Origin of the sequence: Nocardia sp. NPDC050799 (genome assembly GCF_040654015.1) — a bacterium.
Lineage (GTDB): Bacteria > Actinomycetota > Actinomycetes > Mycobacteriales > Mycobacteriaceae > Nocardia.
This window is the reverse complement of sequence record NZ_JBFAHF010000051.1, coordinates 1-12266: the sequence shown is the minus strand read 5'-3', so window position 1 is coordinate 12266 and position 12266 is coordinate 1. Positions and strand designations below refer to the sequence as shown.

Here is a 12266-nt window from a genome sequence, read left to right as displayed (position 1 = left end):
CGGGGCGCGGCTCGATGCCTTTCCGACGGTATCCCAAACTTGAATCCGGATTCAAGTACTTCGGCTCCGCGGAACCGGCGAACCCCGGACGAGCACGACACAGGGCCCGGACCCCGGGGGGTTCGGGCCCTGTCGTGGGCGGCCCGACCGCTGCGCTCAGGCGCGAACGGCGGGCCGGGCGGCGGTGTCCTCGTATCCCGGCAGCGGGGCCTGCGGGGGAAAGGTCACCGGCAGGCCGGCCAGCGATCGATGGAAGGGGCCCGGCCGCCAGACCGGCTCGCCGTCGGGGAAATTCGCGCGCATCTCCGGTATCGCGTCCAGCAGCTGATCGATGGCGCCCTCGGCGACCATATAGGCCAGCGATTGGGCGGGGCAGGCGTGCGGGCCCAGACCCCACGCCAGATGGGCGCGGTTACCTGTCAGCTCCGAGGTGCGGATGGCCGGGTCGTTGTTGCAGGCCGCCATGCTGATCACCACGGGCTGGTGCGCGGGGAGCCACACATCGTCGAGCAGGATCGGCATCCGCGGATAGGTGATCAGCAGATTCGCCAGCGGCGGGTCGTTGAACAGCACCTCGTCCAGGGCGTCACGAGAGGTGAGGTTCCCGCCGAGGACGCTGCCGCCGAACCGTTCGTCGGTGAGGATCAGCAGCAATGTGTTGACGATGAGGTTCAGTTCGAATTCGATCCCGGTGCCGTACACCTGCGAAACGTGGTGGGAGACCTCCTCCTCGGACAGCTCGACCGGATGCTGCAGCAGCACCGAGGTGATATCGCTGCCCGGCTGCTCGCGCTTGAGCAGCACCAGATTCATCAGGGCCTCGCCCAGCATCCGGCTGCCGGCTTCGGCGTCCACCCCCTCGAGCAGCGCGGCCGTCCCGGCCGCGACCTGCTGACCGATCTCCGGCGGGCAGCCGAGCAGATAGTTGATCACCTGGAAGGCCAGCGGGAACACATACTGCTGGATCAGCTCCGCCTGGCCGTCCCCGCAGAACGAGTTGATCAGCGGGCCCGCGATGTTCTCGACGACCGTATGGATCGCGTACATGTCCACTTCGTCCATGCTCGCCGTGATCGCCTGCCGATAGCGCACGAATTCCTGCCCGGCGCAACGGCTGGCCATCGGCCGCCATTCCAGCAGCGGCAGGATCGGGCACTCGGCCGGAATATCCTTCTGCCAGACCCGGGGGTCGGCGGGGAAACGATCCGGATCGTTGAGCACCCGCAGGGCGGTGCTGTATCCGATCACCAGGGTGGCGGGCACGCCGGGGGCGAGTTCCACCGGCGCCAGTGACCCGTACCGAGCCCGCATCTCGCGGTAGATCCGGTGGGGATCGGCCGCGAATTCCGGCAGGTACAGCGGTATCCGCGGATCATCGGAATCGATCGGCGAACCGTGCACGTGGGCCTGTGCGTGTCTTCGGTAATCCGAGGTAGTCAAGAACGAAACTCCATACCGTCCGGTTGCGGAGCCGATGGTTTTCCACCGGCCGATCCCGGTTCGAGGCTCCTCCTGCAGCAATCTCCTGACTCGAGCCGGAACCAGGCGATGGTACGACATGGTCACGAACTCTGAACGATTTCGAAACGAGTTGTACGACTGTCTGTTTCGCGCTTTTGTTGGACTAGTCCGCACAATTTCGATCGGTCTGGTCCGAACATTTCACCGGGCTTTTCCGCTACCGCGACGCGGCCGGGCTCGGCGAATCCGAAGCCCGGCCGGCGCCACGGTTCTCACACGCCGAGCGCTTCCAGTGATCGATTGTCATCGATGGCCGAGGTGATTCTCCGCAAAAGTGTGAGACAGGTCTCCGTCGACTGCATCTCCGGCTGATACGCGGCCCGGCCGATCGTGAACGCCCATGCCGCGTAGGCGAACATCGACTGCTGCCGGTAGATCAGCCAGGCCGTGTCGAAGTCGGGCGCCACACCGCCGGCCTCGGCCAATTCCTCCAGATATGCCCGCAGCAGTTCTTCGGCCCAGGCCCGGCGGTCCGCCGGTTCGCACCCGGAGTTGACCGTATAGGCGAAATCGTGCCCCCAGCCGCCGCGCATCACGACCTGCCAGTCCACATAACCCATCCGTCCCTCGGTGGTCCGGTAGGTCTGGCCGATATGCGGGTCGCCGTGCAGCAGGGTATGCGGGAGTTCGGTCGTGGCCAGGTCCACCGCACGCTCGACCCCGGACCACAACCGGTCCGCCTGCCCGTGCAGGCTTTCCGGGACCACTTCGGCCGCCCGGTCCAGACCGACCGCGCAGCGGGTCTTCATATCGATGGCCGCGAGATAGGCCCGCAACGCCTCGTTGGTGGTCTTGAGCACCTCGATGGAGGGGTCCTCCCAGAATGTCCCGTGCAGCCGGGCGAGATTGCGGACCAGATCCTCCATTTCGGCGCGGCCGATCGGGGCGGTCGGTTCACTGAACACCGCCCCCCGTGTGACGGCGATATCCTCCATCAGCGCGATCGACCGCCAGGAAGCCGGATCCGACGCCCCCCAATAACCGAGCGGGGCCTGGATCTCCAGTTTCGGCCGGAAGTCGCGGAAGAACCGTGTCTCGCCGTCGATCATCTTTCCGCCGCCGAGCAGGATCCGCTGACTCAGCGACGTCGTGGTCTTGGCGAACAATGCCTCCGGTAGCCCGGCCGCCCGGCCCGCCTCGTTGTACTCCACCCGGATCGCCACCCGGGTGGAGGTGCCGCTGCTACCACCCGTGGTGTCGAAGGAGACCACTTCGGCGCCAGGGGTGTCCCGGCAGAGCACCGCGGTCAGCCATTCGGCGGTGAGCGCGGCGCCGGACGCGGGCACATCGTCGATCGCGCGGGCCCGGTGCCCGGTGAGTTTCTCGCCGAGGATATGCCCGCCCACCGCGGCGAGCCGGCCGAGCAACCAGAGCTTGTGATTCATTTCCGCCTCACTTTCCGGATGCGCGTGAAACGCGCACACCGTGCCGAACCGTCCGGTCCGGACTTTCTTCTTCGCACCGACGATTTCCGATTTTGCGCCATATTCGCTGCGCTGGAACAGGTTTCGGCCGATTACTCTACGGCGAGGAGGCGAATGAGCCCGGTTCGGCCCGCTCGAGCACGCCGCGCGGCATATATCGGAACGAGACGCCACCGGCACCGGAAGTTTGCCGGAACGCGAAATATAATCGGGTCACCGACCACTGTCGACGAAAGACGCCCACCATGGTGACGCTATCTGTTCGACATGTACCGGACGCGGTGTATCGCGCCCTGCGGATCCGCGCGGACAATAACGGCCGCAGCACCGAGGCGGAGATCCTCGCCATTCTGGAGGAGGTCGTGACGCGCTCCCCGGCAAGAGTCCGATTGGGGAAGGTTCTGGCCGGTGAGCACCCGGATGACGACCGTGCGGAACCCGAACCCGGGGACTGACCGGGCGGCGGTGGGTCAGCCCGCGGTCAGTCCGCGCAGCACGATATCGAGCCCGCGGCCGAACTCCTCGGCCGGTTCCGCCGATTCGCCGGATGCCCGGTCTGCAACCTGCACCTGCGCTCGATCGTGTGCTGGCCGCCCTCACCGCGCCGACTCGGCGCCGGTAGGAAACCATATGCATATCCGGGCCGGTTCCGGGGTCCTGGGAGCCGGCGCTACCGGCCCGGGTCCGCGTTGCCGGCCGGACTGCCGCCCGGATGCTGCCGGGCCAGCGCGCGGCCGATGACGCGGGCACCCTCGGGAAACGCGCCCGGATTCGGCCCGGAGTAGTTGATCCGCAGGTAGGCGCCCGTGGGCTCGGCGGGGAACCATTCGTCGCCGGGAGCCACCACCACTCCTCCGGCCTCGCAATCCCGCACGAGCCCGGTCAGATCGGTGTGTTCGGGTAACCGGACCCAGAGGTTGAGCCCGCCGCGGGGCACCAGTTCCGGGACCGCGTCGGGGGCGTGCTCCCGGAGCGCGGTCAGCAGCAGGTCGCGGCGGATGGCCAAACGCTGCCCCAGACCGCGCAGATGGGTCCGCCACCCCGGATGAGACACCACATCGAGCGCGACCGCCTGCAGCAGCCCGCTCACGTACATGGACTCGGCCTGCGCATCGGAGAGGATCCGATCGCGTGCCGGTCCGCGCGCGACCACGGCGGCGATCCGGACCGACGGTGAGACGCTCTTGGTGAGCGACCGGAGATAGATCACATGGCCGCTGTCGTCCCGTGCGGCCAGCGGGACCGGCACCGAGTCGATGCCGAAATCGTGCGCCCAGTCGTCCTCGATGAGGAAGGCACCGTACTCGCGCACCACCTCGAGCACCCGCGCGGCGGTCTGCGGAGCCCATTGGGCGCCGGTGGGATTGGCGAAATGGGGTTGCGCGTAGAAGGCGCGGGCCCCGGTCTGTTCGAACGCGCGGGCCAGTTCCGCCGGCCGTGGACCCTGCGGCCCGCTCGGCACCGGCACCACCCGCACCCCGGCCCGCTCGGCGGCCATCAGCGCCCCCCAGTAGGTCGGCGATTCCACCAGCAGCGGCCGGCCGGGGCCGACCAACGACTGGAAGGTCGTGTTCAGGCCGCTCTGGCTGCCGCCGAACACGATCACATCGCTGGGCACCGGCGGCAGCACACCGGCCGGGGTCACCGTCGCCAGTTCGGTGGCGAACCAGCTCTGCAGTTCCGGGGCCCCCGCGGTCGGTGGGCGGCCGATCGCCGCATCGCTGCGCGCGGCCCGCGTGAACGCGGCGCGAACCAGGCGGACCGGGAGCAGTTCCCGGTCGGGGTAACCCGAATGCAGGGCGATCCGGTCGTTGGGCACCGTCCGCAGGACGGTGGACATCTGGGCGCGCCGGCCGCGCGGTGTGCCGAGGGCCGCGGTCTGCCAGCCGTAGTCGGCCGGCCGGGCCGGGCGCACCGCCTGGACGAAGGTGCCGACCCCCGGCCGGCTCTCCACCAACCCCTGGGCCACCAGTGCCCGCAGCGCCTTCTGGACGGTGACCGGACTCGCCGAGTACCGCGCGACCAGGGTGCGGGTGGAGGGCAGCTTGGCCCCGGCGGGGGCCGCGGCGATCCACGCGCGGAGGTCCGCGACGATCCGCGAACTGCTATCGTCGGACATGAAGAAACACAGTAGCGCTACTCACCAGCGCAGCGGACCGCTATCGCCCACCCGGATCGGCCCGGCCTGGGGACTACTCGGAGTGGCGGCATTCTCGCTGACCGTCCCGCTCACCCGGATCACCGTGGCCGGGGGCGGAATGTCGCCATTGTTCGTCGCGTGCGCCCGGGCCGTGGTCGCCACCCTCCTGGCCGCCACGGCACTGCTCGTCACCCGTCAGCCGCTGCCCCGCGGCGGGCAATGGCTCCGGCTCGGCATCGTCGCGGCCGGTGTGGTCGCGGGCTTCCCACTGCTCACCACGTTCGCGCTCACCACCACCTCGGCCGGCCACAGCGCGGTGGTGATCGCGCTGCTCCCGGCGGCCACCGCCGTCCTGGCGGTCCTGCGCACCGAGGAACGGCCACCACGCGCGTTCTGGTGTGCCGCGGCCGCGGGCGCGGTGGCGGCCGTGGGCTTCGCGGTGTTCAGCGGGGGCGGGCTCGGCAGTCTGCACTGGCCGGATCTGCTGCTGTTCGGCGCGGTGGTCGCGGCCGCCGCCGGATACGCCGAAGGCGGACTGCTGGCCCGCGAACTCGGGCCCTGGCAGACCATTTCCTGGGCGCTCGTCCTGTCCGCGCCGCCGATGGTCGCGCTCGCCGGTATCGCGGTCGCCGGCCAACCGCCGACCGGTTCCCCGGCACAGTGGGCGTCGTTCGCCTACCTCGGCGTGGTCAGCATGTTCCTCGGCTTCCTGGCGTGGTATCGCGGACTCGCATACGGTCCGATGGCGCAGGTCAGCCAGATCCAGCTGGTCCAGCCGGTGCTGACCCTGGGCTGGGCCGCGCTGCTCCTGGGCGAAAGCCTGGCCTGGTCGACTGCACTGGGCGCGCTGGCGGTCATCGCCTGCGCCGGCAGTGCCGTCCGGACCCGGCTCGGGTACCCCTGCGGTTCCGGGCCGGCCCGCACCGAGTCGATACCGCTCGCCGGCCGCAACCGGACGAAAACTGCTGAAGAGGCGGCCGATAACGGGTCCACGGCACAGCGGCAGAGCACCGCGCCGGCACGAGCCATCCGGTGATGGTGGTGGTTCCGCTCACCCCGGGAATCCCGCGCCCACCCCGTTCGTTACCGCAGTGGAGCCCGGCGATCGGGCTCGCGGACGAGGGAGCAGTACCCGCATCGCGACAAGACTGACTCGGAAGGTTCTGTCATGTCCTGGGTCGTCCTGCTGCTGTCGGGGGTGCTGGAGGCCGTCTGGGCCGCCGCGCTGTCGGCCTCGCACGGTTTCCGCCGGTGGAAACCCACTGTTCTGTTCATCGCGGCGCTGATCCTGAGTATGGCCGGTCTCGCCTGGGCGATGATCGATCTGCCGACCGGCACCGCCTACGCCGTCTGGGTGGGCACCGGCGCGACATTGACCGTCGGGTGGGCCGTCGTCACCGGCCGCGAGCGCGCGGGTACCGCTCGCGTGCTGTTGCTGTCGCTGCTCATCGTGTCCGTGGTGGGCCTGAAGGCGGTGAGCTGACCATGGCGTGGATCATCCTGCTGGCGAGCGCTGTCTGCGAGGCGGTCTGGGCGACCGCGCTGGGCAGATCGGCGGGTCTGACCGAACCGGTGGCGGCGACCGTCTTCTTGGTCGCGCTGGCGGCGAGCATGCTCGGGCTGGGCCGGGCGGTGCGTGATATTCCGATCGGCAGCGCCTACGCCGTCTGGACCGGTGTCGGCACCGCCCTGACCGTGGCCTACGCCATGATCACGGGCGGCGAAGCGGTCACACTCGCGAAGATGGTTTGCCTGACCGGGATCGTGGTCGCGGTCATCGGGCTCGAACTGGTCCCGCACGAGAAGCGGGAGGATTGACGTCCTCCCGGCCCTGAAAGTCCTCCGGCGACACAGTGTGCCGCTACGGTGGGTTCCTGTTGCACAAAGGCTCACTTCCCGCTGGGCGGAAAGACTGACAGCCCCTCCGCAGGCGTTTTTCGAATACCGTTACCGCACAAGGAATTTCGATGCCGACTCGTACGTGATCAGCTAATGGTCCGTCCCGCCCGCGCAGGCCGGCGGGGCGCCCGCCGACGGAACCGGCCACCGCGCGCCATCACGCCGGCCGGCCGGGAGAACCGTGTGCTCGGGGAAGACGGAGTGCACATCGCGCCGGATGCCGGCACGCGGATCTCGTTCGCAGCCGGACCGGTGACTCCGCTCGGGCTCAGGGATAGACCAGCTCGCGATAGGTGTCCAGGATCTTCTGGATCGAGGAGGTGACATGCAACTCGCCGTTGAGCGGCGCCCATTCGTAGCCGGCGTGCGCGCTCAGCACCACCGGACCGGTCGCCGCCACCTCGACGGCGAAGTGCAATCGCCGCACCGGTTTCCCGGCGGGGGACAGATAGTCGAAATCACCGATGTGGTGCCGAATATCCGTGACGGTCAGCCCCGTCTCCTCCTGCACCCCGCGAACGAGGGCTCCGGTCACCGATTCTCCCGGTTCGACGGTCGCGCCGGGCAGTTTCAGGGTGGGGCTGATCGGTCCGGTACTGGGCAGTTCGAGTAGCAGGACTTCCCCACCCCGGTCTATGATCGCACCCACCCGCAGTCCGACCCCGTCCCGCTCGCCACGTGGCAGGGTCTCGTCGAACATGGATACCGACATACGCGGTTTCACCAACCTTCGATCGGGCGGACTCGCCTCGGTCACGCCGTAAACGAGCGTTTCGATATTACCGCGCCGTGACCATAGGATGACAGCGGATCGCCCGAAGTGAGCTGCACAACAGTGCCGTCCGGACCGGCCTCCCGCACATATCCGGCAGCCGGAAAACGCGTCCGCACCGGCGCATCACGAGGGTGAATTCGTTTGCTCGACAACGCTTCCCGGTGTCCTGACGACCTGCTGGCGATTCCATTACCGACGATGTGACCAATAGGAATCGCGCTCACCGCGACCACCGTCGACGACATCCACCTGTGACAGACCCCTCGCCGTTGCGGAATCGACGACCGCGGCCGAACCTGTGCCCCGCGGCGCGCACTCGACCTCGCCGACACTCTCTCCGCCGCGCATTTCGAGAGTATCATTCTCGAAAATCAGAGGATTCTTTCCATAACTCGGAAATCAGACCTATGCTGAGCGGATGCCCCAGCGTGATCGGTATCGGGTCGTCCAGTGGACGACCGGCAATGTCGGAAAGAGCTCGGTCCGCGCCATCGTCGCGAACCCCACCCTCGAACTCGTCGGCTGCTATGCGTGGGCGCCGGCGAAAGTGGGTCGCGATATCGGCGAACTGTGCGGTATCGAACCCCTGGGCATCACCGCGACCGACGACGTGGACGCGCTACTCGCGCTGAAACCGGACTGCGTCGTCTACAACCCCATGTGGATCGATGTGGACGAGCTGGTGCGCATCCTGTCCGCCGGCGTCGACGTGGTCACCACCGCCTCCTTCATCACCGGTCACCGGCAGGGCCCGGGTCGCGACCGGCTCGCCGAGGCCTGTCGCCGTGGCGGTTCGACGATCTTCGGCTCCGGGATCAGCCCCGGATTCATCGATCTGCTGGCCATCGTGTCGGCCGGTATCTGCGACCGCGTCGACAAGGTGACCGTCAGCGAGGCCGCGGATACCACCTTCTACGACTCGCCCGCGACCGAACGTCCGGTGGGCTTCGGACAACCCGTCGACCACCCCGGCCTGCCGGAGATGGCAGCGGAGGGCACCGGGGTCTTCGGTGAGGCCGTGCGGATGATCGGCGACGCCCTGGGCGTGGAGCTCGACGAGGTGCGTTGCGATGCGGAGTTCGCGCAGACCACCGCCGATCTCGATCTGGGGTCGTGGACCATTCCGGCCGGTTGCGTGGCGGGTGTGTTCGCAAGCTGGAAAGGGATCGTCGCCGGACGCACCCTGGTGGAACTGACAGTGCGGTGGCGTAAGGGGCAGACCCTGGAACCGGACTGGAAGATCGACCAGGACGGCTGGATCCTGCAGGTGGACGGGCGGCCGACCGTGAAGAACGTGGTGAGCTTCCTGCCGCCCCCGGATTTCCAGGCGGAGACCATCGCCGATTTCATGACCCTCGGCCACATCATGACCGCCATGCCGGTGATCAACGCCATCCCCGCCGTGGTCACCGCGGCGCCCGGCATCGTGACCTACAACGATCTGCCGCTCATCCGGCCGCAGGGAGTCGTCCCCGGGGTCGGATGATCGGCCCACGGCGGCGCCGGCATCGGCACCCATGGCCGGGTGGTACGCCGGGCCCGCGGATCATCGACCCGGCGACCGACGCTGTCTACCCCGTAGCCCCACCATTGACATTTTTATGACGACCGGTCTACTTTCGACCTATGGGAGCCAAAGGAGCCGAGACCCGGCAGCGGATGATCGAGGCGACCCGGCACTCGATCGAGCGTCAGGGCTACTTCGGCACCGGGCTGAATCAGATCCTCACCGCGAGCGGCACGCCGCGGGGTTCGCTGTACTTCCACTTTCCCGGCGGTAAAGACGAACTGGTCGCCGCGGCCGTCACCCAGACTTCCGGGCTGGTCGACGCGGCACTCGACGCGGCCGACTTCACCGATCCGGCCGGTGCGGTCGCCGAACTGATCACCCTGCTCGGCGAGCGGCTCGAAGCCTCCGGCTGGGAGAACGGGTGCCCGGTCGCCACCGTCGCCCTGGAAGTCGCGGGGACCAATGACGCGGTCCAGCAGGCATGCGCCCAGGTGTACGCGCGCTGGACCGAGGCGCTGCGGATCATTCTGCGGACCGCCGGATATCGCGATGCCGATGATCTCGCGGTCTCCCTGCTCGCGCTGGTCGAGGGCGCACTGCTGCTCGCCCGGACCCACCGCAGCCGCGATCCGCTGGATCGGGCCGCGCGCGTCGCCCGCACCCTGCTCTGACTCCCCGCTCACCCGTACCGGAATCTGACATCCGCACAAATTATGTAGACCAGTCTAGTTAGGAAGTGACTATGAGTACTCCCGACACAGTCGTCTTCGGGGCGGCGGGATTCATCGGCCGCGCCCTCGTCGCCCGACTGCTACAGCAGGGCCACACCGTCGCCGCGGCGGTCCGCCCCGGGACCGAGGCACGGCTCCGGTCCTGGCTGGACAGCCGGGGTCTCGACCGGGAGCGGCTCACCGTACTCGGGTGCGATATCACCGATCCCGGCCTCGGCACCCTGAGCGCGGCACCATTGGACGACGTCCGCGACGTCTACAACTGCGCCGCGCGGTTCTCCTTCGGGCTCGATCCCGCGGCGGCCCGGGCGGTGAACCTCGACGGCGCCCTCCACGTGCTGCACTGGTCCGCCGGCCGCCCGCGGCTGCGCCGGCTCGTCCACATCACCGGCTACCGGGTCACCGTGCCGGAATCCGCCGAGCACGACTACGCCGTCGGCGCCTACGGCGCCTCCAAATTCGAAGCGGACGCGGTGCTACGCGAACAGGCCGCGGCCGCCGCGGTCCCGCTGACCGTCGCAAATCCGAGCACCGTCGTCGGGCCCGGTCAGTACATCGGCCTGGCCGAACTCGTCCGCGATCTGTGGCACGGCGCGCTGCCCGCGCTGCCCGGCAATGCGGAGACTCTGCTCCCGATCCTGGACCTGGACTACTTCGTCGATTTCCTGACGCTGCTCCCGCAGCAGCCGGATACCGCCGGCCGTTCCTATACCGTGCTCGACCCGGCCAGTCCGCCGCTCCCGGAACTGATCCGGCTGCTGGCCCGGCATATGCATGTCCGCCCGCCGCGCCTCACCCTCCCCGTAAGCCTGGTGGCGCGCCTGCCCCGCCGGCTGACCGGGGTGGACGCCGAACGCCTGGCCTTCATCTCCGGCGATCGCTACGACACCTCCGCCGCCGACGCGGTGGCCGCACGCGCCGGGCTCACCCATCCCGCGGCCGAAACCGTGCTCCGGGACTGGGCGGATCACCTGGTGAGCAGTCGATTCGGCGCCACCGAAGCCGACCCCGCCGCGGGCTTCGACCGCGGGCTCTGGGTCGCCGGCGAACGGCACACGCCGGAATACGTCCTACTGCACGGACTTCCCACCGACAGCGAAGCCTGGCGCGAGGTCCGTGCGTCGCTCGACGCCCCCACCCTGGCCGCGGACCTCCCGGGCCTGGGCCGTTCCGCACCGCAGCCGACCGGGCCGGACAGCTGGCTCGACGACCTCCTGGCGCCGGTCACCGGCCGCCCGGTGCTGGTGGGCCATTCCCTCGGCTGTGTGCCGGTACTCCGATACGCCGCCGCCCATCCCGACCGCGTCGCGGGCGTGGTCCTGATGGCACCGGCCTTCCTGCAGAGCGGCGGCTCCCGCCTCGCCCGCACCCCGATCGCCACCGCGCTGCTGCGCCGCCTGCCGCCCGCGAGACTGACCGCGCTGCTGGGGATCCCGGCGGGCCCGGCGGTGGAGAGCGCGAGCGCGAACCTGCGCCGCCCCGGGGTGGCCCGCCGCACGGTCGCGGCGCTACGCGCCGCCGGCAGGCCGGATGCCCGCGCGACCGCCCGCCGCCTCCTCGACGAACTGCGCGTGCCGGTCCACCTGGTGACCGGGTCCGCCGATCCGCTGACCACCGCGGTCACCGCCCCGGTCACCGAGATCGCGGGCGCCGGTCACTATCCGCATCTCACCCATCCCGAACAGGTCGCCCGGATTCTCGATTCGGTCCGGAAGGATTTCGCGGACAGCACCCGCCGAGCGCCGGCGCCGGGCCGGTAATCGGGCTGCCCGGCCGGGCCGCATCCGCGCAGTCCGGCCCGCACCCGCCAGATCTGCTCGGCCACCGCCTCGGGGGTCTGTACCCGGCCGCCAGAAATCCCGGTCTGCCCGCTTCTCCGACACACACCCCCGATTCCGGCGTCGAGGGCCCACCCGCCATGGGCGCCGCCACTATCGGCACGGCCGGACGATCGCCATGGACACCGGTGCGGCAGACAACCCCGACACACCTCCTCGGTGCGCGGGCATCCGCGACGGCGGCTGGATCGCTCCTCGGTCTGTCGCGCGAGTTGGGCAACGCGGCCCGACCGGTCCTCGGCCGACCGGCAGCGCTGGACGGCATGGTCGGCCTCGCTCCCGCCGCGGCCGGATGGTCCCTGGATCGATCGCCGCCGACCCGACCGGCGATCAACCCGAGCACACACGACCGGCGATCGGTGGCACGAGCCACCGAAAGCCCGGGGTAGGGATAGGAGCGTGATCGCGACAGCGGGTGACGCAGCGCG

The 12266-nt window shown here is 69.4% G+C and carries 11 protein-coding genes and 1 riboswitch; of the genes, 7 read left to right on the top strand and 4 right to left on the bottom strand.

All coding sequences use genetic code 11. The features are described 5' to 3' along the window. Positions 1 to 156: 156 nt before the first annotated feature. Positions 157 to 1440 carry a cytochrome P450 gene (locus tag AB0H42_RS32630; RefSeq protein ID WP_357062978.1) on the bottom strand — a complete coding sequence of 428 codons (1284 nt, stop codon included), beginning with the start codon at positions 1438 to 1440 and terminating at the stop codon, positions 157 to 159. A gap of 293 nt (positions 1441 to 1733) precedes the next feature. Then, entirely contained in the window at positions 1734 to 2906 is a 1173-nt protein-coding gene (locus tag AB0H42_RS32625; protein ID WP_357062976.1) for an aminoglycoside phosphotransferase family protein, read from the bottom strand. A gap of 284 nt (positions 2907 to 3190) precedes the next feature. Here AB0H42_RS32625 and AB0H42_RS32620 point away from each other — a divergent pair, with 284 nt between their 5' ends. Then, complete coding sequence (locus AB0H42_RS32620; RefSeq protein ID WP_357062974.1) at positions 3191 to 3400, top strand: Arc family DNA-binding protein; 210 nt, start codon at positions 3191 to 3193, stop codon at positions 3398 to 3400. Between the two features lie 215 nt (positions 3401 to 3615). On the opposite strand, the gene AB0H42_RS32615 is transcribed toward AB0H42_RS32620, so the two are convergent. Further along, a complete protein-coding gene (locus tag AB0H42_RS32615; RefSeq protein ID WP_357062973.1) occupies positions 3616 to 5064 on the bottom strand; it encodes a PLP-dependent aminotransferase family protein in 1449 nt (482 codons plus the stop codon). Here AB0H42_RS32615 and AB0H42_RS32610 point away from each other — a divergent pair. From AB0H42_RS32610 to AB0H42_RS32600, 3 genes are all read left to right on the top strand, one after another. Continuing rightward, complete coding sequence (locus tag AB0H42_RS32610; RefSeq protein WP_357062971.1) at positions 5063 to 6121, top strand: DMT family transporter; 1059 nt, start codon at positions 5063 to 5065, stop codon at positions 6119 to 6121. The two genes, AB0H42_RS32615 and AB0H42_RS32610, sit on opposite strands and share 2 nt — an antisense overlap. Before the next feature lie 55 nt (positions 6122 to 6176). Continuing rightward, a riboswitch (guanidine-III (ykkC-III) riboswitch) is annotated at positions 6177 to 6243 on the top strand. A 10-nt stretch (positions 6244 to 6253) separates the two neighbouring features. Then, positions 6254 to 6568 (top strand): SMR family transporter, encoded by a 315-nt coding sequence (locus AB0H42_RS32605; RefSeq protein ID WP_357062969.1) that lies wholly within the window; start codon positions 6254 to 6256, stop codon positions 6566 to 6568. Positions 6569 to 6570: 2 nt separating this feature from the next. Next, a complete protein-coding gene (locus AB0H42_RS32600) occupies positions 6571 to 6903 on the top strand; it encodes a multidrug efflux SMR transporter (RefSeq protein WP_357062968.1) in 333 nt (110 codons plus the stop codon). 349 nt (positions 6904 to 7252) lie between these two features. On the opposite strand, the gene AB0H42_RS32595 is transcribed toward AB0H42_RS32600, so the two are convergent. Next, the gene (locus tag AB0H42_RS32595) at positions 7253 to 7696 is read right to left on the bottom strand and encodes an NUDIX hydrolase (protein ID WP_357062966.1); all 444 of its coding nucleotides are present in this window, start codon (positions 7694 to 7696) and stop codon (positions 7253 to 7255) included. 481 nt (positions 7697 to 8177) lie between these two features. On the opposite strand from AB0H42_RS32595, the gene AB0H42_RS32590 reads away from it, so the two are divergent. From AB0H42_RS32590 to AB0H42_RS32580, 3 genes are all read left to right on the top strand, one after another. Continuing rightward, positions 8178 to 9245 (top strand): dihydrodipicolinate reductase, encoded by a 1068-nt coding sequence (locus AB0H42_RS32590; protein ID WP_357062964.1) that lies wholly within the window; start codon positions 8178 to 8180, stop codon positions 9243 to 9245. A 140-nt stretch (positions 9246 to 9385) separates the two neighbouring features. Beyond that, positions 9386 to 9940, top strand: a complete 555-nt coding sequence (locus AB0H42_RS32585; protein WP_357062963.1) for a TetR/AcrR family transcriptional regulator — start codon at positions 9386 to 9388, stop codon at positions 9938 to 9940. Positions 9941 to 10011: 71 nt separating this feature from the next. Beyond that, entirely contained in the window at positions 10012 to 11760 is a 1749-nt protein-coding gene (locus AB0H42_RS32580) for an alpha/beta fold hydrolase (RefSeq protein WP_357062961.1), read from the top strand. The last annotated feature ends 506 nt before the right edge of the window (positions 11761 to 12266 follow it).